This is a genomic window from Neptuniibacter marinus, assembly GCF_001597725.1.
Classification (GTDB): Bacteria; Pseudomonadota; Gammaproteobacteria; order Pseudomonadales; family Balneatricaceae; genus Neptuniibacter; species Neptuniibacter marinus.
In genome coordinates, this window is sequence record NZ_LUTR01000006.1 from 49,117 (window position 1) to 73,330 (window position 24,214).

The window sequence follows — 24,214 nt, forward strand, 5'->3', positions numbered from 1 at the left end:
TGTCTAAATGAAAAAGAGGAGGTTCTGAATAGATAGATTAAGCAGAACGCAGCCGAGTTATTTTAGATCGCTGCTTAACTGGTAAGAAATTGATTTAATTAAATAAAATGGTGGGCCTAGCAGGACTCGAACCTGCGACCGATCGATTATGAGTCAAAAACAAACATATAATTCGGTGTCACATAGTATAACGCTATGTAACTAAGTTATTGATATGTAAGGTTTTATGTGTACTTTGAGATCATTCTCAGTAATATAGAATCTTCATGTGATGTAACCCTAGTGTGACCCCGGAGAATGTGTGACTAGACAATTCAACTTCACTAAGCAGGCTATAGAAAGCTTGCCTCTTCCTGAAAGCCGTATCGAATATCGTGACGATAAAATACCTGAATTACGGCTTCGTGTTACTCCAAAGGGCATCAAAAGCTTTTCTGTCTTCAAACGTATCTCTGGCGGCCATCCAGTTCGTGTGACTTTGGGGAAATATCCAGTTTTAACTCCAGTGAAAGCAAGGTCTCTAGCGCTTCAGCATTTAGCAGACCTATGTGGCGGTGTTAATCCTAATGAAAAAAGGCGTGTAGACGCTTTAGCCGAGATTACTTTACTTGAGGTTTTTGATGCTTATAAAAAAAGCAGAAGCCTGAAGAAAACCACGCTGACGGGGTATGAAGGCGTTGTAAGAAACCACCTAGCTCGTCAGCTGAATAGGCCCTTAAAAACTATAGACCGCAAAATTGTTGCTGATATTCACTCCAAAATAGGATCTAAGGCACAAGCAGATCTCACAATGAGAGTTTTGCGAGCTTTGTTCAATTTCGCAAAGTATGAATACTGCTATCAGGATGGCAGCTCAATTTTCTCTGAAAATCCTGTAGAGATCCTTTCCCACCGTAAGCAATGGAACAACGTCAGGCGTAGACAAACACATCTACGTCCCGGTGAATTGTCACTTTTCTATCGCGCCCTACAGTCTGTGAAAGCTACCGAGACACCAACAGGGAAATCAATATGTGACGCGATGCTGTTTGCTCTTTTCACAGGCTTAAGACGAGGCGAAATCTTCAATCTGCAATGGAGAAATGTAGATGAGAGAGCAAAAATTTTTACTGTAATGGACACTAAAAATGGTTTGCCTTTAGAGCTCCCAATTACAGATACGATCCAAGATGTTTTCTCAAGACAATCTAAGGCTTTCGGATCTATGTATGTTTTCGCTGCCGAGAATTCTTATGGGCAGATCAGGGAGCCCAAAAAAGTTGTAGCTAAGGTGAAGCAGCTTTCATCAACTAGCTGTGACTTTCACGATCTACGCAGAACATTCGCAACCTCTGCAGAACACTTGGATATTGGAAGCTATAAGCTCAAACGGCTTATGAATCATGCAACTGGTAGGGACGATGTTACAGCCGGATATGTGATTCTGACCGCCGAAACGTTAAGGCATTCAGCAGAGAAAATTCAGAAATATTTTATGGAGCGGATTTTACCGGAATAGCTCCTCCCTTCTCAAAGTAACTCAAGAAATCATAAGGATGGTGTATATGGATAACGTTGTATCGCTCCCTTTCGTAGAGAGAGAGTCTAAAGAGCTTCAATCATTGCTCTTTAAGAGTTTCGATAACCTGGCGCGTCAGGCTGGGTTTCAGTCATCTCGACTGGTTGGACAGCAGCCTATTAGAATCCCTGAGCTGTTTGATTCGTTGAAGCAGATCAAAGCTCTAGTAGATTCAATAGAAAACCAAACTGCTCTGATTTGCTGGTATTCAGAGGGTGGTAATTTAGAAAGAGGGAGGACGGATTAATGATTAACTCTGTTCAAAAGAGGATTTTTTTACTGATCCTTAGCCTCTCTTCCATCGAGGTTTATGCCGGAGGCGGCGGTTTAACTGGCGGCGCGACTGAGATAACTCAGATCGCAAATAACGCTGAGTTGGGCGCGGTTCTTAGCCAGGAAACTCGACAGGTTTCCAACCAGTTGACCCAGATTCAGAACCAAATCCAGCAGTATCAGCAACTTGTGAATCAGTACAACAACATGGTTCAGAACACGCTTAATCTGCCTAACCATATCTGGGGTAATGCAACCCAGCATTTGCAGCAGTTAGCGAACATTGTGCAGACCGGCGAAGCCTTGGCCTACTCCGGAACCAACCTAGATTCTCAGTTTCAGGCTAAGTTTCGGTCATATGACGATCACCTGGTGCGTGACTACAACCGCGCTAACTTCAAATCTGAATATCGTGACTGGTCTGAAACCAACCGTGATTCGATCCGCTCGGCACTACGTGCCGCGGGCTTGCAGTCTGAGCAGTTCGCAGATGAAAACAGCACTCTCCGTCAGATTGAGTTGCTATCTCAATCGTCTACTGGACGGCTTCAGGCGATACAAGCCGGCTCTCTGATAGCTGCCCAGCAGGTACGCCAAACGCAAAAACTGAGACAGTTAATCATGTCTCAAATTCAGCTCAGTGTTGCGGCAGAGACATCGATCCAGACTGAAAAGGATCGCGACCAGGCTATCCGTGAAAGCTACTTCACCAACGGTCTGAAAGACCTGGATGTTAACGATGGACAGGGGTTCTAAGCATGAACAGGACAGTGATTATAAATATCGTTTTAGCGGTGGTTTTAGGTGGGGCCGGCTACGGCATTACACAGTTCAATTTGAGTAACGACGTGACGGTCATCGAGCAGGAAAAGTGCGATGCAGAATGCCTTGCGGGCAGAGAGCGAGAGAACCGTAAGAGGTACTTCACCAACGGCCTGAAAGACTTAGACGTTAATGACGGTAAGGGGTTTTAGCATGCGAAATTTTCTATCGATACCAGTGCTGGCCATCTTCGTTTTTGCGCTTCTTCCTGGTGAAGCGATGGCCGCTATCAATCAAAATAACATCTTGGACGGTTTGCTCACTACGTTTCGATCTGAAGCAGCGAGTTGGGAAACACTGATAACTGATTACGCCACGCGCTTATTCTGGATTCTGGCCGTGATCGAACTGACTTGGGTTGGCATTACTCTTGGGCTTGGCCGCAATGAGCTGGATAACGCTTTAGGGACTATCGTCCGTACGATCCTAGTCATTGGGTTCTTCTGGGTGCTGGTTGTAAACGGTTTCGACTGGGCCGGTGATATTATCGCAAGTCTTCGCCAGGTCGGACAGGACGCTGCGACCGCAGCAGGAGCGCAGACTCAGCTGTACCCTTCTGCGATTGTTGAGCTGGGGCTGATCATCACAGGTCGCATATTCTCTGAGATAGGTGTTACTTCTCCTTCCTCCTGGATACTGCTGATCCCTGCTTTGATTATCATGGTTTGCTTCTGTGTGATCACTGCCGAGATGGTGCTGATCCTGGTTGAAAGTTACCTGGTAACAATTGGAGGTATTATCTTCCTTGGCTTTGGTGCCTCTCGCTTCACCAATAACTTTGCTGTGAACTACTTCAAGTACGCTCTTAGTGTTGGCGTTAAACTCATGCTGCTCCAGTTCCTGATAGCCTTATCCTGGGGAACGTTGTTCCAGTGGCAGGTTGATGTTGAGCTAACAGAAGATCAGATCCTCACGCTTACAGCGGCATCAATCGTGATCGCTATTCTGGTAAGCCGTTTACCTGGTGTTGCGGCTGCTATGATCAATGGTTCCGCCTTTGGCGGAGGTTTAACTCCAAGTAGTGCAGCGTCTGCATTCATGGGTGCTGCGACCGGTGCGGCAGCAGGTACAGCGGCTGGAGCTAAAACGGCCACTGGTGGCGGCATGGCAGTAGCGGAGGCTGCTAAACTTGCCTCAGCTCAAGGTGCGACAGGGATGGAAGCCGTTACCCAAGCTGCTAAGAACCTCGCTTCACATACTGGTTCCGATATTGCCGGAAAGCTCGCTGGAAACCTGCAAAACCAGCATGGTGTTATGGGCGCGCGAGTAGCAGACAGTATGAGATCAGAGCGTCTATCTAGCGTCAGCTCAAATAACTCGATATCTGCTGGGAATTCGGAATCGTCTACAGGTGATGCTGCATATATTTCACCAGCAGCGAACATCAATCCTGAATCGAAGTGATAAGCCATATTAGGGGAGGAACTACAATGCGTTCAAAACGGATTTTTATAAGAGTTAGTGATGAGGAAAAGGCTGAGATTGCAGAAAGTGCCGATGGCTGTTCTATTAGCTCTGGAGCATATCTGAGGGCCTTAGGAATTGGGCATCAAGTAAAGAGTACTTTGGATCAGCAGATGATACTGAAGATTCTGAGAATAAATGCGGATCAAGGCAGGCTTGGGGGATTATTGAAGCTCTGGTTATCTGGTGCTGAAAAAGGTACAGAGGGCATGTCTTTGGATATTCGTGACTTGTTGAGGCAGATAGAAAATACACAGAAGGAATTGAAAGAGTGTGTTGGATCTTTGAAATAGCCTAAAGCTTGTTTCGGAGTTATGTGTCTCTAGGTGGGATGCTCAGTTGAAGAATGAAAACTTCAACTGAGCATCCCAGGCATTCTAGAAAGAGGGGTTTAAATACATGGCTGAAAAACTTACACGATATTATCCTGCTAATGCCTTGATTGACTCGGAAACAAGGGCTGTTTTTCTCCAAGATGCTTTAGAAACGAGAGATTTTGGCTATATATTTCGGGTGAAAAAAAAGTCCTAGAAACCGTAGACAATACGGGCCAATCTAAGCAAATAATTAAAGTGCTAGAGAAAGGCTAGTTCAACTCAGTAACTCACTTCGAGCATATATATTTAGAGCTCGTAAGCTAATTGAAAGCCTTACACCTTACATTACATAGCTTGAAGTATGAGTGTTAAACCATCGGAAGCAATCTGTGGCGTATTGTAAATGGAGAGCCACAAGTATGTCTCTTGTGATGAGTCTCAAACACTGGGAAAAACTCCTTTTTCAAAATTATTGGGCTACTTTGTAGATTAGTTAGAGATTGTCTTTTTATTAAAGCCGAATTTAGTTGTTGGAATGCAAAGTCGTGATCACCATCCATCACATAACCGAGCATGCATCCATATGGTAATTTTTCCGCGTATTTAGCTGTGACATAGCGCACAACCCCTTGTTCGACATAATCACCAGCTAGAGAGGCTTTTCTCTTATCTTGATCAGAAAGGATATTTAGCTTTTTGCATTCATACGCAATGTATTTTTCATGATCTTGGTCCAGAAAAAGGGCCATGTCCAAAATGCCTTTGGTTGTATAGTCTCCAACGGTATCTCTTTCGCGTAATTTAAAATGAATATCAAGAAAGCCATATTGGGTTATCGCTCGATCATCGCGTAGATGATCTACAAGCCGTTGTGTAATATCGTCCTCACGCTCTCTTTGACTTAACCTACTTACTACATCAGGCCAAACGCGCTCTACACATTTGATTACTAGCTTGTCTATATCTATCAGACGGTTTCGCCAGGCCGAAGAACTTCCTATTATCATTGATTATCCTTAATCTGCCAGACTAAATAAATCTGAAGCTATAGTATCTGCGTCAGCCATTGCTGTTGATTTTAACCAAAACCTTTTTTTTCTAGGCTTAACCATATAAAGAACATCATCGATAAATACTCTAAGATCAGGTATTAATTGGAAATTACTTGATATTCCTTCTGGTAAGGATTTCCAAATACTCTGTAATATGGTGTCCAGCTCACCATTATTTCTAGTAGTAAATATTTTCTTGCTTTGGTCTTCTGTGATGTTAACACCGAGGATTACGAGGTCAGCTGAGTATCCTACAAGTTCTGCTCTAGCCTGGTATGGTTTTTCAAGCCACTTTGAGAGTGCAATGGATAGGCTTTCAGAATATGACTGCCAATCTTCAATGTACGTATCTGTCCATAGTTTAGGCAAAGTCTTTGATCGTGCATTTGGCTGCATGCTAGGAATTATTTGACTTAGAGTTTCCTCAATTAAGCTAACTTCTACTTCAGACAAACCAAAGTATTTGTATATTATTTGGTCAATATCATTTCTATAGGATGTTATGTCACTTCTTAAGAGGTCGTCTTTTTGGCATAAAAGCATGTCCATAAAGTCATTGGCCATATTAAAAGCTTGTTCTGCAGCAAAACTGTCGGCTAGCTCTTCTATTGAAGGAAAAGGGATATCGAGAAGTTGTTCTTGATGTACCTTATCTCGTTCCATACCAGTATTAGAACTATGATGAAATAAGAACCATGCAGTCAATGAACTGTTTAAGAGGACTGTCAAAAACTTAGCGTTTTGCGTATCTTCTTTTTCAAAATGAATCGCTTGTATTGAATCCCTGAAGCTAAGATCTTGATTCGAAAAGCTGGCTCGAAGTCTTCCTTGTGTGCTCTCAACACCTTGAGGTATGAGAACATGCGGTGCTTTAAAGCCTTCTTCATAGCCTTTCCTATATACAATATCAGTGCTCCACGAGCCTGATTCGATCTCTGGAAGCACTAATGGTTGAAATCGCTTTGTTTCTAAATGCGGGACCTTTGTGACAATACTTGATTTGGCTGTTTTATAGGAAATATCCTCTAATTTATGCTCCTGAGCTGGTATAAAACCCTGACCAATAATCCATTTTCCATGCCCTGCGTTAACTTTTTTCTTTGATTCTTGATAAGTAATTAATCTGTTTGTTAATGAGGGTAGCCTATTTAAATACTGAAATAATTTGGCCTCTGGAGTCGTCATCCACATGCGACGTTTCATAAGAAGCTGATCTTCAATTACTTGATTAATAGAGAGTTTAGCTTGATCGTTTCGACTCAGCGTAATCATTCTCTTTGTTTTTAAGTTTAAGTCGGCTTTAGGTGTCCAGTATTCAAACTTATAATCGCTGATTTTATTTTTGGGCTTAAAGATCATTAATGCAGTTGGAGCATCGCCGCCATCAAATAGCTGAAAACGCATATCGGCAAAGTTAATTACTCGAAGGAGGTGAATGTTATTCAGCCACTCTCTTCGTGCTTTTGTTACAGTGTTGCTATGATTTGTTAGAAAACTGGTTGCTTTCAACAGAAGGGCAATAACACCTTCTTGGTTTGTGTGTTGTATTGTTTTCCAGGCAAATCCCCAAGCAACTTCCCTTGCTGGCATTCCACATTGATTGTCTTTACACCACTTTTCTGCATTTACCTGTTCACCACGACGACTCACCCATGGTGGATTACCGATGATTAAATCATATTGCTCTGTACCTTTTGGAACTTCAAAAAAATCTACTGAGCGTAATGTTTTTCCGAATAGTTTTGGTAATAATCGTCCTTTTTCCATTAAGGATAATATTTCTGTCGGTCGAGTGTTTTCTAATAACGCGATATATAGCGAGAAAGAGGCGACACGAATAGACTCTTTTTTGATATCGAAACCATGTAGGCGGTTAAGCATAGATAGCAACGCTGGCCAAGTAGGTCGGTCACTACGATGGTTTATACGCCAATCATCGATCATTTTCTCAAGCAGTCTAACAAGGAAAATACCAGATCCACACGAAGGGTCTACGTAATTTCCTTTTGCTTTTTGCTTCTTAGAAAGCTGTTCCCAAGCTTGTTCAGTTACCAGGTCAGCCAAGAACATTGGTGTATAGTATGCACCGGAAGCCCGCTTGCTAGTGGGATTGAATCCTAGGAAACGATCGTAAACTGCACTGATTAAGTCAATAGGGATGAACTTAAAATCATATGGCCAGAACTGAAGTTGACCTGATGAAATACTAATATTTCCTGCTCGAAAATCAGATAATATTTTTACGTGTTTTGTCGAGATATGCTCCACTCGGTCATTTTCATCAAATGAGCAAGGAGCAACGAATAGATCGCCATTAAAATGATGTTTCAATAAATTGAATAATTGGTTGAAATCAGAAACATCACCTTCATTTAATAGAGTTCTCAGGGATTTTATATGAGGGCTATTAGTCGCGGTTTGGAAGTAATCGTCTGTGATAATTTCCTTATCTTCGAGATAGGCAATGAACATTACTTGCATGAGCAATGCTTGTGCAGATTCTAGTGATATTCCATTATCAATTAAACGTTTAACAGTGACTTCAAGATTGCTTAATAATACCTGGTCAACTCTGTGCTTTGAATCAAACTTTTCTTCATTGCTTGCAATGAATCGTCCAGATTCAACTCCTAAAATAAAGTCTTTTAACTCTAGAGCATCATCAATAAGACCAAAAACTTTAACTAATTTATCAGACTGATGACTAGCAGTTTCCGGCAGTTGGGCTAATGAATAGACTCTTAGTGTATCTCTAGATATCACAAGAAGAATGGTCGCTAGACCTTGATTCCAGAGAGCTTTATGAACAGCATCTATTTCTGGTTGGTTAAGTTCATCTTGGACAAGAATGGCAATGGAAGGCACACCAGAAATGCAGTGGATTGCAGCTATGTTTAGTTCTTCAAATGCTTTACGGATAACTGAGCTATGCGGGATACCACTTAAGTTATCACCAGATCGGATAAACTCAGGTGATTTACGATCTTCTAGCCGTAATGTTTTTAACCATCTTGCTGAGATCATATTAGTTCACTTTCACTAAGCCCAGTTGCAGTTGGGCTTGTTGTTGGTCAGATATGCCAAGGTATTTATAAACCTTAGCTTGTGGAGACTGCAGATCAACGAGAATTCCTTCTCGCGTAACCTCTTCAGGAATTATTCTGGAGCATCTGCATGTGTTTATGCTTATAAATAAATAAGGCGTTGTATCTGGATCCTGAGGTTCCCTAATAGAGGTATAAAGTGATTCGGAGAACCTGCTAATAAACTGAATGGAAATACCTAGTGAATCATGTATATGCTTTACTGTTGCAAAAAAAAGCAGATCCCCAAAATCATATCTTGTAGCGGATCTTTCCTTCGTTTCTCGCCTAGCATACGGGGCCAGTGTATCAGTCCACGATCTGAGTTGATGGCGACCGAGCTCCAAAGCTACACATATATCTTTAGTTGTTATTTTAATACTTTCCGACATGTCAGAATCCTTTCCAGAACTGTGCTTAGTTTAGCTCAGTTCTGTAACAAAGGACACTAAATGCAGTGCTTTAAACTAAGATATTATGTTTCACCTGATCGGAAGAGGGGCAGTATAGATGGTGATTTGGCCTCAATTTAGCGGTAGCTCTTTGTTGTCGAAGACCAGGATTCGTTGAGCTAGAAAGAGCGAATAAGATTAAGTGAAAGTGTACAGAAAACTTGTTTTGTGCGCACACTCACACATCCTGCCATCCAGTGTAATTGTAATCTAGTGAATTTTACTTAATTCAGCAGATTAGCGAGGGAGAGAAGGAGGGAATCCGGTAGAATTTGGTTAAATTTGGTTAATTTTACTTAAATCTGTTTAATTTTATTTAATTAAGCAGCTAGGGCCCACTTCATACCAAGAGAGTGCGCTGATTCTACTATTTGTCCACTTTTAGATGGGGGAGGAAAGGGGTCTGGAGCTAACTTTCTACTCTTGGTCCACTTTTGGTAGCGGTCAATATTCGGTGTTTGAGAGCTGCTTAGCGGCCCTTCTCAGATATTTTAGGGATTTAGAAGGATAAATGTATGGATAGAAACAGATAGAGCCCTACTGATCGTAGAGAGGCTTAGCATCTAACAGCCACTTTTGAGGATTTCTTTTCACAGGTACATGAGTCTTACTGGGATTCAGGATAAGGTGTTCACCAGTTACTTCAAACTTTGCTTCAGGATACAAAACAGCTACTTCTCGTATTTTTCGCAGGAAGTGACGGCGAAATTGACGAAGCTCCATATGGCTTGTCCCAAACTGTTCGGCTATTGAACTCCAAGAAATGCGCGTTGAGTGTTTCATTTTGAAATATCTATGAGTTAGCCAGCAGTATATGTCCAGGGCTAATGGGGACTGCTTTAATGTTCTAATTACGGTTAAGTCTAGCGGTACAGCGTTCTTAACTGCTTCATGAAAGAATGCAGCAGATAACGTGACAGTTAAAGGGGTATTTGATCTTTCAGTCGAGTGCTCCCACCACACTGAATGTTCATCTGCAACACGATATCCGCGCTCAGTAGATTTTTCCTTGCTGCTCGAATGGAATGACACTGTTGAACTAAAAAGTTGTTGTGCGTGTTTTCGTATACGGGGCAAGCTGCCATTCGTTCCGCCAGTTGCTTTACCTAACCCTGCTTGTTGCATGAAGTTATTAAAGCTGCGGCCTAGTTGTATTTCCCGGCTACCTGTTTTCTTTGCCTCTGTTGTTATCCAGCAGATAATTAGGCGAGGAATACTTCCCCATGGTAAGCCTATCTCAGAGGGGGTAAGAATCGATAGTATGTGATTCCCGTTGATTCGCTTGTATTCTGAACCATCGATTTGTCTATGAGGAAGAGTTGTCATAATTAACTCTCTAGGCATGAAGCACACTTCTCCACTCATCCATGGGTCTCGTTCTTGGATGTACACACTCGCCTTAATTAGCTTTCGATCGCACGGTCTCATGTGGTTTCTTAAACCTCTACTGAGAGTGCAGGTTTTGATGATTTTGGCTGTGCTTTCTCTGTTCAATCCAAATCTTGAAATCTTCTTCAGGAAATAAGCGTCTACGTCCAACTTTGACTGAAGGAGGCATCGGCTCTCCTCTGCATATACGGTTTCTAATAGTGCCGACAGTCATATGTAATTGTTCTGCAATTTGGTCAATTGTATAGAAATTCATTTTAATTAATCCGAATAAATGAGTTATGAATTGATATTCATAATTACATAGAGTTATCCTGTTATTAATTTTGTGAAACTGTATTATTTTAATAATTAATCCGAATGGAATTTCTATGAAAAGGAAAGTAGGTCGCCCGAGAAAAGAGGAGCGAAATCGTCCTACTCAGAAGCTCAGGACAATGCTATGGGCAAGGGAATTAAAGAGTGTTGTTATTGATGATGCAGATATGCATAGGCCGCAAGGAGAGAAGGTTGAAAATGAAATTCAAGATAAGTTCGGTGTAAGTATCTCAGCGACACAATTCTTTTATTGGTGGAAAGGAGCTCAAGATCCTTCTATAACAACGGTAAAGCAGCTTGAGAATAATGGATTTAAACGTGATTTTTTGTACGCTGAAAAATCAATATTCTGTTGTGAGGGGCGGCATTTCTCAGTTCTAGATGCTTGGGCTGATACTAAAAACCAGAAAGCCGGTAGTACTTCTATCGAAGATATTCACACCATTCTTTTCAGGCTCGATACTGAGTGGAGTCCATGTCATGGAAGGCTTGGTGTCCTTGAGCGTTATCAATTTGGATCTGATGATCTTTTTAGTGATTGTTTTGGATTAGATCGCTCAGATGGTGCTCTAAAGGAGCATTATTCAAGAATGGGATGGAATAAGCAGGGTCTATACCCAGGGCCGAAAATTGATGATCGCTTCTATCGGTATTATGACCCATATAATCTATCCAGTTTATTGGTCTGGCTAATTTCAGTTTCACCGATTTACGTCGATTTTGGGGGTAAGGAGTTTGAAAGGCTAGCTTTAGACTTAGCTACTGCCACTCTCTGCTTCCTGCTTATCAGAAATACTCTTTCTGGAGATATGATGTTTTACCGCTCATCTGGCTTAGCTCAGTTGATAGTTGCGCTTACTGAACTATTTTTTAGCCCGGATATATCAGATGAAACGTTAATCGATATTTTAACTTATGAAAAAACTGATTGGCCTGTTAGATCGTCAGAGGATAATTCTGAGGTTGTTATGATCAAGGTTGTTACTTCCCTGAGATCTTTTTACCACGACTGGCTAGAGCGATGCGGCTATTCTTTAAAGGAAATAAGGGCCTTGCTGTAGTCTGATTGCTCCCGATTTTTTCGCATGCGAAATTTTATGAACTACTTAATAACTACAGGGCCATATCTATATATGGTTATTAAAGGTGTATATAGGGGGGTTGTTTAACTTATTGAAATGCAAGAGTTATATTAGCATTGGTGTGTACGTTTATGCATAGATTCGTGTATGTTTATGCGTAAAACCGTGTACGTTTATGCGTGGAAATCAATTCATGAGCGTGTACGTTTATGCGTGGATAAGTGAGTTGCTAACAGCTAATATCCAGGTTTTGGACACTTTTTCTACAGGGTTGAAAGAAAGTGTTGTTTGGAAGGGATTAGAAATAAAAAAGCCACCTGAATGAGGTGGCTTTTAGAACTTCTTTATGCAGCGGGCCGTTTCCGGCAGAAGCCTCAGTCTAAGCTGCTTTGACCAAGGTCATATCTCTTACTAGGTGCGCTTTCGCGCTCAGGTATAATCTAAGCCATTTTATGGTTTATTGCAAGTAATAGGCTAGCCTAATGGGTATTAGTCTAGGCTAACTCTTCTTCCTCTACTGGAGGAGTGGTAGCTGCCTCTAGATCATCCCACAGCTGTTGATTAGCCTTTCTAAGCTCCTCTATTTCTAGCTCAAGTACTTGTTTACTGGCCTCTAGAGTCTTTACTTCTGACTGGGTCCTATCAAGGTCGTATAGAAAGTTGTTACCACCAACAGCTTTTAAGGCAGCTTTTTTGATTTCAACAACATCGTCATTGCTTAGTTTTTTTTCCAGCCGCTTGTCATACACTTTTCTCTGCCCATTGTAATACCGAAGTGGGAAAAGCCTGTGCCCAGAAACTAGAGTTATACTGGCTGCTTTGGCAAAGCAGACAGGTTCTGAGAACGCAACTAGATCTCCTGGAAGGCTATTGATTTCCACTACCGTGTTCGAATCTTTGGCTTTAGATTTTGTGCTTAACGGTACTACTAATGCAGGGTCTTGTTTGCTTGATAGTATGACTACCATTCTTCTCTTAACCATTTCGAATGGAAGAGGTGAATTGAAATCTTTTATGACCTTTGATCTATTTAATGAGTGGTTTACTTCTTGGTCAAAATATCCAAAGTCGCACTCAGCAATTCTGCCCCTTATCAACTTTGAGCCGTTGGAACCATGTCGTTCTGATATGGATTCTGTGGAATATGTGACAGGTTCTAGAAAGACTTTGCATAGCGTTTTGGTAGTAGACTGATTTGTTATGTCTATTGAAACAACTTTCCAAGATTCAGCGCTCTCACTAGTAAACTTTTTCCTGATGAAAATATTCTTATCAGTAGGGTCGTGAGGCAATTTTATGGTGTCTGAATTGCTAACGATTTCTTTGCTTAGTCTTTTGGAATTAACATTGTTTATGTACTCCGTTACAAATATCGGCATGCTTTTCCTTACCATTGTGCTGAGGCTTAATTTCTTAGATATTAACTGCATATATTACAGCACAGTTGATCTATTTCTATCTCTGTATTCTGTAGACGAATGTAACCCTAGAGTAACCCAGAGAAAGAGTTAGTTTAGCTTAAGGAGAGGTGTCTGATCTGAGAGGGAGCTGTAAGCTATAGGGTTACTGCTTTTGTAACCCTATGTTTTAGTATTAATGCGGTTTTTTTCTGTAATGTGCTGATTTTAAAGAGAAAATGGTGGGCCTAGCAGGACTCGAACCTGCGACCGATCGATTATGAGTCGAGCGCTCTAACCAACTGAGCTATAGGCCCATTTTCACTTTTTTCTGTAGCCCTATTGATTATGAGTCGAGCGCTCTAACCAACTGAGCTATAGGCCCTCAGATGCAAGAATTCTCTTGCGAAACCAATACGATATTTATCAAAACTGAGTTTGTATCGTTCGGTTTGAGGTTCTCCTAAAAGGAGAGGGCGCCAATAATACCTAGTCAGAATCATTGGCGCAATAGTTTGATTTAAAAGAATTTACTACTCGTCAATAAAGCCGCGTAGATGTTCTGAACGGCTTGGATGACGAAGCTTACGAAGTGCTTTGGCTTCGATCTGACGAATACGTTCACGGGTTACATCAAACTGTTTACCAACCTCTTCAAGGGTGTGATCGGTATTCATCTCAATGCCGAAACGCATGCGCAGTACTTTAGATTCACGTACAGTAAGTCCAGCAAGTACTTCGCGGGTTGCTTCACGTAGCCCTTCGCCAGTTGCGGAGTCTACAGGTGAAGAGATGGTGATATCTTCAATGAAATCACCTAGGCTTGAGTCTTCGTCGTCACCGATCGGTGTTTCCATTGAGATTGGCTCTTTAGCAATCTTCAATACTTTGCGTACTTTATCTTCAGGCATCTCCATGCGTTCTGCGAGTTCTTCAGGTGTCGCTTCACGACCCATCTCTTGTAGCATCTGGCGGGAAATACGGTTCAGTTTATTGATCGTTTCGATCATATGAACTGGAATACGAATAGTACGCGCTTGGTCGGCAATCGATCGCGTAATCGCCTGACGAATCCACCAAGTCGCATAGGTTGAGAACTTATAACCGCGGCGATATTCAAATTTATCAACTGCTTTCATAAGACCGATGTTACCTTCTTGAATGAGATCCAAGAACTGTAAGCCACGGTTGGTGTATTTTTTGGCGATGGAGATTACAAGACGAAGGTTAGCTTCAACCATCTCTTTTTTCGCGCGGCGAGCACGTGCTTCGCCAATAGACATAGCGCGGTTGATCTCTTTGATCTCGGTTAAACTAATACCTGTTTCGTTTTCAGTTTGAATCAGTTTGCGTTGCGCGCGTTTAAGTTCAATCAAGTTTGTTTTGATTGCACGTGCATAGTCATTTGATGACTCAATAACAGAGGTGAACCATTCAGGGTTCGTTTCGTTACCTGGGAATTCTTTTATAAACATTTTACGCGGCATTTTTGCGCGCTGTGTACAGATGCGCATAATGATGCGTTCTTGTCGGCGTACATTTTCTATTGTGGAGCGTACTCTATCAACAAGGGCTTCATAGTATCGAGGCGATAGCTTGATAGGTGAAAAGACTTCACCTAATGCGTCTTGCGCTTTACGGTACTCTTTAGTGCCACGACCATGTTTTTCTACTACATCTTTTAAGGTGATAAGGTGTTCACGAACCAAACTAAAGCGACGTGCGGCTTCTTCTGGATCTGGGCCTTTTTCTTTCTCTTCCTCATCGTCGTCATCGTCTTCACTTGATGCAACAGGGCCTGGTGGAGGTATAACATCATCGTCATCAGCATCTATATAGCCACTAAAGATATCGCTTAGGCGACCTTCTTCGGCAATAGTTAAGTCATAGGCTTCGATAATTGCATCAACGGTGCCGGGGAAGCATGCTACAGCAGACATAACTTCGCGCAGGCCTTCCTCGATGCGTTTTGCAATGCTGATCTCGCCTTCTCGGGTCAGCAGCTCAACAGTACCCATTTCACGCATGTACATGCGGACGGGATCTGTTGTGCGGCCAGCGTCTGATTCTACGGCTGCTAATGCTGCAACGGCTTCTTCATCGGCTTCTACCTCGGCCGAATCGCCCTCGGTCATTAGAAGTGTTTCTGCATCCGGAGCTTCTTCTGACACGGAGATACCCATGTCATTAATCATACGGATGATATCTTCTACTTGATCCGGATCGGCAATGTCCTGAGGTAGGTGGTCATTGACTTCAGAGTAGGTAAGGTAGCCTTGTTCCTTACCACGCGCGATCAATTCCTTGAGGCGAGACTGCTGTTGCTGAGAAGTATCGGACATAAGACCCTGTGACTTGAAAAAATGGATGAAAATTTGAGCAGGCCATTATAACGATGAAGTATCTAATTTGCTAGGGGAAAGGCCATGCTTGTTTTATTGAATTACCTGTTAAAAATAGACTATATTCAGCAACTTGCTGTAAAAATCCTGTAATTCGTTAACTAATATGGTGCCGGTGAGAGGTTTTTTCAAGGGCGGTGGGGTTAATCTTTTACGATATTTTTCAACTGATGAGTCTTTTGTAGCTTCTGCGCGAGTAGTAGTTTTTCTTCTTTGCTGAGCTGGTGTTTTTTCTGGATGGCTGAGATCTCAAGTTCCAGTGCCTTTAGCTCTAATCCGTGTTGAGAGTCCTTTAAGTATAGACGTGCATCGTTTTCTGAATGTATTTCTAAAGAGGTAGATATCTCGTAAAGGTTGATGATGGTTTGTGAGAGCTTCTCATCTTCTCGCCAGTCCACGGCTAATTGCCCAAGTGTGGCGTTTGGGTTGGAAGAGTAGTAGTCGATAAGCTGAATCAGTAGTTTTATATCTTGTTCTTCAGATAGTTTTAACCCTTCGGGGAACTGGTGAGCGCTGGCAAGTTGTGGGTAATGTAGCAGTAGAGCAATTAATTTAGCAGCAAAAGATAGCTCGGTGTTACTTGGACGTTGTTGATATGGCCTTAAGCTTTTTTTAACGTTATTGCCGTTGAATTCATCCCTGTTATGGGGTGAGTAAGTATTTACTGTATCGTAATCATGCCTTTCGCTATCGGCGTAGTGTGCATGATCGTTTGGCTGATAGTCATATTCACTGTATGTATTTTCAGTCTGAGCTGACGGGCTTGCTTGAGGGGTGTTGGGTGTGATGGCTTCATGGAAGTTGACGGTTGTTTGCAGCTGTTCCAGGGATAAGTTAGTCAGTTCACATATTTTGTCGAGCATCATCTGTTGTAATAAGCTAGGGCGCATGGCGTTGATTGCTGGTAGTACTTCGGTACTAAATCGCGCGCGCCCATCCATGCTATCTAAATCCGCATTTTCTGAGTAGCTTTTAAAAAAGAATTCCGACAAAGGTTGTGCTTTTGAGAGTCTCTCGCTAAATGCAACTTCACCTTCCTGCCTGACTAAGCTATCAGGGTCTTCACCTTCAGGTAAGAAGAGAAAACGAGCCTCTTTGCCATCTTCGATTACGGGCATAGTTGTTTTAAGTGCGCGTACTGCAGCTTCACGCCCTGCGTTATCCCCATCAAAGCAAAAGATGATTTCGGGGACAATTTTAAAGAGTCGCTCTAGGTGTTGATCCGTTGTTGCTGTGCCTAGAGTCGCTACGGCATAGTGGATCCCATATTGTGCTAAGCCGACAACATCCATGTAACCTTCAACAATGATCAGTCTATCTAGTTTGCTGTTATGTTTTCGAGCTTCATAAAGACCGTAAAGCTCTCGGCTTTTATGGAAGGTTGGTGTCTCGGGTGAGTTAAGGTATTTAGGTTTATCATCTCCGAGTACGCGTCCACCAAAACCGATTGTTCTGCCCCGTTGATCTCTAATTGGGAACATAATGCGATTGCGGAATCGATCGTAGCGGCTATCTCTCTCCTCATTGTGGATAAGCATGCCGGCTTCTTCTAGCCGCTTTGCTTTCTCTAAATCGCCATCGGTTAGGTGGGTAAGTAGATTATCCCAACCGGAAGGTGCGAAGCCGATAGAAAAGGCTTTGGCTGCTTGTCCGCTTAGTCCGCGAGATTTGAGGTAGTTTACTGCATCTGTGCGGGTGTCGTTGTTGCGGAGCTGTTCTTCATAATAGGTGGTAGCAGCGTCAAGAAGTGTGTATAGCGTTTTTAGTTGCTGGTCTTTTTCCCGTTGGTGGGGAGAATCGTCGCGGGGTACTTCCATTCCGGCGGTTTTTGCGAGTTCTTCAACCGCTTCTGGGAAACTGATGTTCTCGTAATCCATAAGAAACCCAAGGGCGTTGCCGCCTGCGCCACAGCCAAAACAGTAGTAAAACTGTTTTTCTTGATTGGCTGAAAAGGAGGGGGTTTTTTCTTTATGGAATGGACAAAGTCCTGAGTAGTTTTTTCCAGCTCGTTTTAGCTTTTGAACACGTCCATCTAGCACGTCAATGATGTTAACGCGTGCTAAAAGGTCATCAATAAAACTTTGTGGAATGCGTCCGGCCATATTATTAGCTGCTGAATATATTCAGCGGCAGTTTAGCTGGATAATTGCGATTTGACGAGCTTGGAGATAATTCCCATATCGGCGCGACCTTGTACCTGAGGCTTGATGAGCCCCATTACTTTACCCATGTCTTGCATGGATTGTGCGCCAGATTCTTCCGCAGCTTTTTTGACAATAGCTGCTACTTCTTCTTCGGTAAGCGGTTGCGGCAGGAAAGTTTTAATCACCTCCAACTCCCGTCGCTCAGCATCTACAAGATCCATGCGTGCCGCTTCTTCAAATTGCGAGATAGAGTCGCGGCGCTGTTTAGACATTTTGTCTAGCACCGTAAGAACTCGGGTATCATCCAGCTCAATGCGTTCATCAATTTCGATGCGTTTGAGTTCGGCTAACATCATGCGAATAGTGCTTAAGCGTTCCTTATCTTTGGCACGCATTGCAGCTTTCATCTCGGTAGTGATTTGCTGCTTAAGCTCTGACATGACTCACCTCTAATTACCTGAATGGGATCTAATGTATATCTCGTGTATTAGTACAAGCGTACGCGACGTGCGTTTTCGCGAGATACTTTTTTAGCGTGACGTTTAACAGCTGCTGCTGCTTTACGTTTACGTACAGATGTTGGCTTCTCGTAGAATTCACGACGACGAACTTCAGCTAATACACCTGCTTTTTCGCAAGAACGTTTGAAGCGACGTAGAGCTACATCAAATGGCTCGTTTTCTTTAACTTTTACAGCTGGCATGTTTTAACAAACCCTATAAATTGTTGAGTTAAATGCAATAAAACTTGCCATAAAACAGACGGTTTTATGGCAAGGCGCAAAATTCTATTCCTTTCGCTAAGTTAAGTAAAGCAGTTAATGCCGCTTTGCGCTATTTTATGTGCAGGTCGTGGATGGCAAGGGTATAATGCGCGCAAACCTCTATTGGTCTTAAGGTGAGTGAGTCCAGAATGCGCGTATTGGGAATTGAAACATCTTGTGATGAAACGGGTGTTGCTATTTATGATAGTGAACAAGGGTTGTTAGGAGATGTCTTATATAGCCAAGTAAAAATGCATGCTGAGTATGGTGGTGTAGTACCTGAATTGGCGTCCCGGGATCATGTGCGTAAGCTGTTACCTCTACTTGATGAAGTGTTTCAAAAAGCGGGCGTAAAAAAAGGCGATGTTGATGCAATTGCTTATACATCAGGTCCTGGGCTGATCGGAGCACTGATGGTAGGGGCATCAACAGGACGAGCTTTGGCGTTGGCTTGGGGTATACCTGCTATAGGTGTACATCATATGGAAGGGCACCTGTTGGCGCCTATGCTTGAAGAAACGCCACCATCTTTTCCTTTTGTAGCTTTGCTCGTGTCAGGAGGCCATACCCAACTAGTTCAAGTGGATGGTATAGGTCAATACTCCCTGCTTGGAGAGTCTTTAGATGATGCTGCCGGTGAGGCTTTTGATAAGGCAGCTAAAATGCTTGGACTTGATTATCCTGGTGGCCCTTTGGTTGCCAAGCATGCCTTGCGGGGTGACCGCACGCGTTTTCGTTTTCCCCGACCAATGGTTGATCGCCCCGGTATGGATATGAGTTTTTCAGGACTTAAAACGTATACGTTGAATACCAGTAATGATCATCGCGATGAGAATGGATATATTGACGAACAAACTATCTGTGATATTGCATCAGCTTTTGAAGAGGCAGTGGTCGATACGTTAGCGATTAAATGTAAACGGGCTCTGCAGCATACGGGCTTTAAACAACTGATTATTGCGGGTGGTGTTAGTGCTAATCAGCGATTGCGTGAACGACTGGAAGAGATGGTGCTGAAAGAACGAGCTGAATTATTTTATGCGCGTCCTGAGTTTTGTACTGATAATGGTGCGATGATCGCTTATGCAGGTTGTCAACGATTAATGGCAGGACAGCAGAGTGGCTTGGAAATAATTACCAAACCCCGTTGGCCATTAGATACGCTTGCTGCGTTATAGGTAGGATCTTAGCTTGCACCTAAAAACGAGGTTCTTTACCTTGTAGCAAGTTTCTTATATTTCTTCGGTGACTGAGTAAAAGTAAGACTGAGATCACTAATATCACGGGAAGGTAGGCTGGTGCGGCCAGCCAAACGAGTATAGGGGTGACTAGGACGGTAGCAATTGACCCCATTGAGGCTGTTCGGCTTAGAGCGAAAATGAGGCACCACACGAATGTTTGCAGTATGGCGATTGGCCAAAATAGGCTTACGCATACCCCAAGTGCTGTGGCTATGCCTTTGCCTCCCCGAAATGAAGAAAACAAAGGGAATAGGTGCCCTATTACAGCGGCTAGGGCACATAATGATTGTTCAGTGCTAGGTAGTTGTAAAATGGAGCAAGGTAAAAGTGCTAAGATGCCTTTGCCTACGTCGCCTGCAAGAGTGGCGAGTGCCCCTTTACGTGAGCCTATACGGAGTACATTGGTTGTTCCAGGATTGCCTGAGCCCTGTTTTCGAGGGTCGGAAATATTTAATGCGTGACAAACAAGTACGGCTGTGGGGATAGAGCCCCAAAGATAGGCTAAAAAAACTAGTCCAATGGTGATTAAGCCAGTATCGGTCATTATCAGTCCAAGAGTAGAGTTATGGATTTAGTGTACATTCGAGAGTTAGAAGTGGAAACAGTTATAGGTATTTATGACTGGGAGCGCGAAATTCGTCAGCGAGTTAATCTCGATTTGGAGATGGGCACGGATATCCGTCAAGCAGCGAATACCGAGGATGTAGAGAATACGCTTAACTATAAATCGGTTTCTGATCGTTTGATTGAGTTTATTGAGCAAAGTGAATTTTTGCTGGTTGAAACTATGGCAGAACAGATTGCAGACATTGTGATCAATGAATTTTCTGTAAAATGGTTGCGTTTGCGCTTAGGTAAGCCGGGAGCTGTACCGAAAGCTGCTGATGTAGGTGTAATTATTGAGCGTGGAGAGCGGTTTTAATGGCTCAGGTTTTTGTGAGTGTTGGTAGTAATACTGATAGAGAGCGTTACACCCGTTCTGCGCTGGATGCGCTTCAACAGCACTTTGGATCATTGTTAATCTCCTCTGTTTATGAAAGTGAAGCGGTTGGTTTTGAGGGGGATAACTTTCTTAATCTTGTCGCTGAATTTAAAACGGAGCTCTCCGTTTCTGAATTATCTAAGCGATTGAAGCGTATTGAAGATGATAATGGGCGCTGCCGAAAAGGGCCGAAGTTTAGTGGTCGTACTTTAGATATTGATATTTTAACTTATGATCAATATGTTGGAGTGTTTTCGGGTGTTCAGTTACCTAGGGACGAAGTGACAAAAAATGCATTTGTGTTGCAGCCGTTAGCAGAGATTGCACCCGATATAAAACACCCTGAATTAGATATGACCTATGCTGAGTTATGGGGTTCTTCTCAAAACCAGCAGAAGCTTTGGACGGTTGAGTTTGAGTGGGCAGGGCATCAGCTTCCTTGTCGTACTTAAACTCAGAATTAATGGCTATAAAGTGATTTTCCACCGTCTACTGCGAGTATTTGGCCGGTAATATAGTCTGCATTGGCTAAAAAGTAGACGGCTTCTGCTAGATCTTCTGCATCACCTGTTTTTCCTAGTAATGTTTTATCTAAAATAGCCGTTTGTTGTGCCTGAGATAAGCCTACATCGGGCCATAAAATAGCCCCGGGTGATACGCCGTTAACGCGAACTTCTGGCCCCAGTTCTTTGGCAAGGCTTTTAGTCATCATCTCTAGTCCTGCTTTGGCAATCGAATAAATAGGATGACCTGGTAGCCCTCGTTGTGCGTGTATATCAATCATATTGATAATGCAGCCGTTGTTTTGACGAAGGGTTTGGCTTAATGCGGCGCTTAGAAAGTAGGGTGCGCGTAAATTGGAGTTTACTAGATTATCCCACTGCTCTTGTGTACTTGTGTTTAGAGGTGTGGGATAGAAGGCTGATGCGTTGTTGATTAGTAGATTAATGCGTCCCCATTTATTAAGACTGCTATTTGCTAGTTGCTCGACCTCGTGCATTATATTTAGGTCAGCTTGAAGTATGTCAGCGCTATCTGGGCGGATATTATTGAGCTTGTTTGCAAGAGCCTCTGCTTCATTAAGGGATGCGTTGTAATGAATTATAACTGAGTAGCCTTGGGCGTGAAGGTGTGCGGCGATAGTTGAGCCAACTCTTTTGGCTGCACCTGTAATTAAGGCTACTTTATTCATTATGTCTCCTGATTGAATTGTTGGCAGATAGATAGGCGGCGGTTGTTGATCGCTTCTCCCAATGCGGGCCCCGTAAATCCTTCAGCCATAAGTTGCTTAGGTTGAATTAGGGCTATCTGCTCTAGAATAGGGGGCAGGCTATCGAGCTGTACGGTATCGTGGAGCGTATCTAAGCACAGACGTAATTGCGGCAGACGCTGTGGGCGTCGAATCAGATCTAATTGCAGCAAAGTGTTTAGCTTTGTTTGTGCATCTAGGTGATCGAATTGGGCGAGCTGCTGGTGGTGTTTTTTGCATTGCAGAGCAAGGTCTTTGTAACTGTTAGGTGCGCGTAAACGATCACAAAAACTTAGGGTGTTGATGTTTTTTGCTAAGGACAGTAGGCCGGCGAAACGAATAATAGCGCTCTCATTTTTATGGCAGAGCGTGGCAAAGTTCTTGCAAAAATCAGGGTCATTAAGGGTGTCTGTGAACTCAGGCAGTACTTTTGTGATGGCGCCCGCTTGATGCAGCACCTGCAAAAAAATTTCCGGTGATCGTTCAGTTAATGCACGCTCAAATTCCTTCCAGACTCGTTCTGCGGTCAGATGTTCTAATTCATCCGTTTGTGACAACTGGTGCATAAGTGTCAGAGTTTCATCTGCGACACTGAAGCCTAAGTGGGCGTACCGTGCGGCGAAGCGGGCTACGCGTAGTACTCTTAATGGATCTTCTGAAAATGCAGGTGATACATGGCGTAGTAACTTTTTTTGTAGATCTTCTTGGCCATTGTAGGGGTCAATCAGTTGCTTATCTGGGCCTAATGCCATTGCATTAATTGTTAAATCTCGCCTGAGTAGATCCTCTTCTAGTGTCACAGAGGGATCGGCATGATAGTTGAAGCCGGTATAACCTTTGCCAGACTTACGTTCTGTTCTGGCAAGTGCATATTCTTCGCCAGTGTCGGGGTGGATGAATACAGGGAAATCTTGACCTACCGGCTGATAGCCCTGAGATAGCATCTCTTCTGCCGTAGCACCGACAACAACCCAGTCTTTATCAAATGCAGGGTAACCTAAGAGGTGATCTCTAACCGCACCACCTACCAGATAAATTTGCATTAGCTTTGCTCACATAGCGTTGGCTGTTCTGCGCGCCATGCTTCATAACCGCCGTTGATGCTGTAAACGCGGTCAAATCCTTGTTCAGCTAAGAACTGGGCAGCGGATTGGCTACTGATACCATGGTAGCAACAGACTAATAAGGGTTTATCCATGTCGGCATCATGCATGAATTGGTGCATGTTTTCATTGCTAAGGTTGAACGAGCCTGAAATGTGGCCTTGTGTAAAGCTTTGAGGGTCACGTATATCAACGACTTCTGCGCCGTCTTCTAGCAGAGCAACTGCTTGGGTGGAGTCTATACATTGGAATTCACTCATTCGGTTACCTTTGTATCGTTATTGGTTTCAGGTGAAAGTGGTTTTGCCGTGATGGAAGGTGTACTAAATAACTGCATATCATCTAAACGTAATGTTGTGAGTTTTCCACCCCACACGCACCCTGTATCTAAGGCAAAGACATTCTTGGCGTTTGCCTCCCCTTCTAATGCAGCCCAGTGACCAAAAAGAATACGTATATCTTGCTCATTTGGATCTTTGCGCGGAAATTGAAACCAAGGTTTATGGCCGTGAGGCTGCGAATCTAAATCACCTTTTGCTGAAAAGTCTAATTTACCCTCTACTGTACAGAAACGCATGCGTGTAAAGTAATTAGTAATGAGTCTTAAGCGGTTCCAGCCTTGATGATGGGGTGACCAGGTATTAGGTTGGTTACCATACATGTGGTTAAAAAATTCACCTGCAAGCGTGCTGTCAAGTACTTTTTCGACTTCCTTTGCGCGTTTTTGTGCTTTGCTAATGCTCCAGCATGGGGGGATGCCGGCATGGACCATAGCGACCTTTGCATGTTTATCGTAAACCATGAGTTTTTGTTTACGTAGCCATGTGAGCAATTCGTGTTTATCGGGCGCTTGAAGAATGGGTGTCAGTGTATCGCTACGTTTATGATGGGTTGCACCAAAATACACGGCTAAAAGGTGTAGATCATGATTGCCCAGTACGCAGGTGGCTCTAGGTCCTAAGGCTTTGATAAACCTTAAGGTTTCTAAAGACTGGGGGCCGCGATTAACTAAGTCGCCTGCGACCCATAGTTGGTCACTCTCGGAGAATTGAACTTGTTGTAAGAGAAGTCTGAGCTCTTGATAACAGCCCTGGATATCCCCAACCGCATATATAGCCATAAA

Annotated in this window: 24 protein-coding genes and 1 tRNA gene; 10 read left to right on the plus strand and 15 right to left on the minus strand. The window is 43.1% G+C overall.

The features are described 5' to 3' along the window. The first annotated feature begins 301 nt into the window (after positions 1-301). The 6 genes from A3774_RS06750 to A3774_RS06775 are packed head-to-tail and all read left to right on the plus strand — an operon-like array spanning position 302 to position 4,410. Positions 302-1,498, plus strand: a complete 1,197-nt coding sequence (locus A3774_RS06750) for a tyrosine-type recombinase/integrase (RefSeq protein WP_067865153.1) — start codon at positions 302-304, stop codon at positions 1,496-1,498. Between the two features lie 46 nt (positions 1,499-1,544). Next, entirely contained in the window at positions 1,545-1,805 is a 261-nt protein-coding gene (locus A3774_RS06755; RefSeq protein WP_067865155.1) for a hypothetical protein, read from the plus strand. Next, on the plus strand, positions 1,805-2,587 hold the full coding sequence (gene trbJ, locus A3774_RS06760; RefSeq protein ID WP_067865157.1) for a P-type conjugative transfer protein TrbJ: 783 nt from the start codon (positions 1,805-1,807) through the stop codon (positions 2,585-2,587). Before A3774_RS06755 ends, trbJ begins: the two co-directional genes overlap by 1 nt. A 2-nt stretch (positions 2,588-2,589) precedes the next feature. Continuing rightward, positions 2,590-2,805, plus strand: coding sequence for a hypothetical protein (locus A3774_RS06765; RefSeq protein WP_067865158.1), 216 nt, complete (start codon positions 2,590-2,592; stop codon positions 2,803-2,805). Position 2,806: 1 nt separating this feature from the next. Then, positions 2,807-4,057, plus strand: coding sequence for a P-type conjugative transfer protein TrbL (trbL, locus tag A3774_RS06770; RefSeq protein ID WP_067865159.1), 1,251 nt, complete (start codon positions 2,807-2,809; stop codon positions 4,055-4,057). Between the two features lie 26 nt (positions 4,058-4,083). Further along, positions 4,084-4,410 carry a plasmid mobilization protein gene (locus tag A3774_RS06775; RefSeq protein WP_067865161.1) on the plus strand — a complete coding sequence of 109 codons (327 nt, stop codon included), beginning with the start codon at positions 4,084-4,086 and terminating at the stop codon, positions 4,408-4,410. A 392-nt stretch (positions 4,411-4,802) separates the two neighbouring features. On the opposite strand, the gene A3774_RS06780 is transcribed toward A3774_RS06775, so the two are convergent. The 4 genes from A3774_RS06780 to A3774_RS16365 form a co-directional block, all read right to left on the minus strand. Beyond that, positions 4,803-5,441 (minus strand): hypothetical protein, encoded by a 639-nt coding sequence (locus tag A3774_RS06780; protein ID WP_067865168.1) that lies wholly within the window; start codon positions 5,439-5,441, stop codon positions 4,803-4,805. 9 nt (positions 5,442-5,450) lie between these two features. Beyond that, positions 5,451-8,510, minus strand: a complete 3,060-nt coding sequence (locus A3774_RS06785) for an HsdM family class I SAM-dependent methyltransferase (RefSeq protein ID WP_067865170.1) — start codon at positions 8,508-8,510, stop codon at positions 5,451-5,453. A gap of 1,048 nt (positions 8,511-9,558) precedes the next feature. Further along, entirely contained in the window at positions 9,559-10,347 is a 789-nt protein-coding gene (locus A3774_RS06795; RefSeq protein WP_197468024.1) for a replication protein RepA, read from the minus strand. Between the two features lie 118 nt (positions 10,348-10,465). Then, positions 10,466-10,666, minus strand: coding sequence for a helix-turn-helix domain-containing protein (locus A3774_RS16365; RefSeq protein WP_075107923.1), 201 nt, complete (start codon positions 10,664-10,666; stop codon positions 10,466-10,468). Positions 10,667-10,781: 115 nt separating this feature from the next. On the opposite strand from A3774_RS16365, the gene A3774_RS06800 reads away from it, so the two are divergent. Then, positions 10,782-11,789, plus strand: a complete 1,008-nt coding sequence (locus A3774_RS06800) for a hypothetical protein (RefSeq protein ID WP_067865182.1) — start codon at positions 10,782-10,784, stop codon at positions 11,787-11,789. 515 nt (positions 11,790-12,304) lie between these two features. Here A3774_RS06800 and A3774_RS06805 read toward each other — a convergent pair. The 6 genes from A3774_RS06805 to rpsU all read right to left on the minus strand — a co-directional run bounded on the left by A3774_RS06805 (position 12,305) and on the right by rpsU (position 18,456). Continuing rightward, positions 12,305-13,240: a type II toxin-antitoxin system PemK/MazF family toxin gene (locus A3774_RS06805; protein ID WP_082792379.1), complete on the minus strand. Its 936-nt coding sequence runs from the start codon at positions 13,238-13,240 to the stop codon at positions 12,305-12,307. Positions 13,241-13,447: 207 nt separating this feature from the next. Beyond that, positions 13,448-13,524 (minus strand) — tRNA-Ile (locus tag A3774_RS06810). A gap of 216 nt (positions 13,525-13,740) precedes the next feature. Continuing rightward, positions 13,741-15,549, minus strand: a complete 1,809-nt coding sequence (gene rpoD, locus A3774_RS06815; protein WP_067865189.1) for an RNA polymerase sigma factor RpoD — start codon at positions 15,547-15,549, stop codon at positions 13,741-13,743. A gap of 203 nt (positions 15,550-15,752) precedes the next feature. Continuing rightward, entirely contained in the window at positions 15,753-17,711 is a 1,959-nt protein-coding gene (gene dnaG, locus A3774_RS06820) for a DNA primase (RefSeq protein WP_067865192.1), read from the minus strand. 32 nt (positions 17,712-17,743) lie between these two features. Next, positions 17,744-18,193: a GatB/YqeY domain-containing protein gene (locus tag A3774_RS06825; protein ID WP_067865195.1), complete on the minus strand. Its 450-nt coding sequence runs from the start codon at positions 18,191-18,193 to the stop codon at positions 17,744-17,746. 47 nt (positions 18,194-18,240) lie between these two features. Then, a complete protein-coding gene (gene rpsU / locus A3774_RS06830) occupies positions 18,241-18,456 on the minus strand; it encodes a 30S ribosomal protein S21 (protein WP_067865199.1) in 216 nt (71 codons plus the stop codon). A gap of 209 nt (positions 18,457-18,665) precedes the next feature. Between rpsU and tsaD the strand changes: the two genes are divergently transcribed. Next, positions 18,666-19,694 carry a tRNA (adenosine(37)-N6)-threonylcarbamoyltransferase complex transferase subunit TsaD gene (gene tsaD / locus A3774_RS06835; RefSeq protein ID WP_067865202.1) on the plus strand — a complete coding sequence of 343 codons (1,029 nt, stop codon included), beginning with the start codon at positions 18,666-18,668 and terminating at the stop codon, positions 19,692-19,694. 19 nt (positions 19,695-19,713) lie between these two features. On the opposite strand, the gene plsY is transcribed toward tsaD, so the two are convergent. Then, positions 19,714-20,301 (minus strand): glycerol-3-phosphate 1-O-acyltransferase PlsY, encoded by a 588-nt coding sequence (gene plsY, locus A3774_RS06840; RefSeq protein WP_067865205.1) that lies wholly within the window; start codon positions 20,299-20,301, stop codon positions 19,714-19,716. Between the two features lie 21 nt (positions 20,302-20,322). Between plsY and folB the strand changes: the two genes are divergently transcribed. Continuing rightward, a complete protein-coding gene (gene folB, locus A3774_RS06845; RefSeq protein WP_067865222.1) occupies positions 20,323-20,679 on the plus strand; it encodes a dihydroneopterin aldolase in 357 nt (118 codons plus the stop codon). Beyond that, positions 20,679-21,191, plus strand: a complete 513-nt coding sequence (folK, locus tag A3774_RS06850; RefSeq protein WP_067865225.1) for a 2-amino-4-hydroxy-6-hydroxymethyldihydropteridine diphosphokinase — start codon at positions 20,679-20,681, stop codon at positions 21,189-21,191. Before folB ends, folK begins: the two co-directional genes overlap by 1 nt. An 8-nt stretch (positions 21,192-21,199) precedes the next feature. Here the strand turns inward: folK and A3774_RS06855 are convergent, their stop codons facing one another. The 4 genes from A3774_RS06855 to A3774_RS06870 are packed head-to-tail and all read right to left on the minus strand — an operon-like array spanning position 21,200 to position 24,211. After that, a complete protein-coding gene (locus A3774_RS06855) occupies positions 21,200-21,931 on the minus strand; it encodes a pteridine reductase (protein ID WP_067865228.1) in 732 nt (243 codons plus the stop codon). After that, entirely contained in the window at positions 21,931-23,031 is a 1,101-nt protein-coding gene (locus tag A3774_RS17160; protein WP_067865231.1) for a hypothetical protein, read from the minus strand. The genes A3774_RS06855 and A3774_RS17160 overlap by 1 nt, the downstream gene beginning before the upstream one ends. After that, complete coding sequence (gene glpE, locus A3774_RS06865) at positions 23,031-23,351, minus strand: thiosulfate sulfurtransferase GlpE (protein WP_067865234.1); 321 nt, start codon at positions 23,349-23,351, stop codon at positions 23,031-23,033. Before glpE ends, A3774_RS17160 begins: the two co-directional genes overlap by 1 nt. Then, complete coding sequence (locus tag A3774_RS06870) at positions 23,348-24,211, minus strand: symmetrical bis(5'-nucleosyl)-tetraphosphatase (RefSeq protein WP_067865236.1); 864 nt, start codon at positions 24,209-24,211, stop codon at positions 23,348-23,350. Before A3774_RS06870 ends, glpE begins: the two co-directional genes overlap by 4 nt. Between the last annotated feature and the right edge of the window lie 3 nt (positions 24,212-24,214).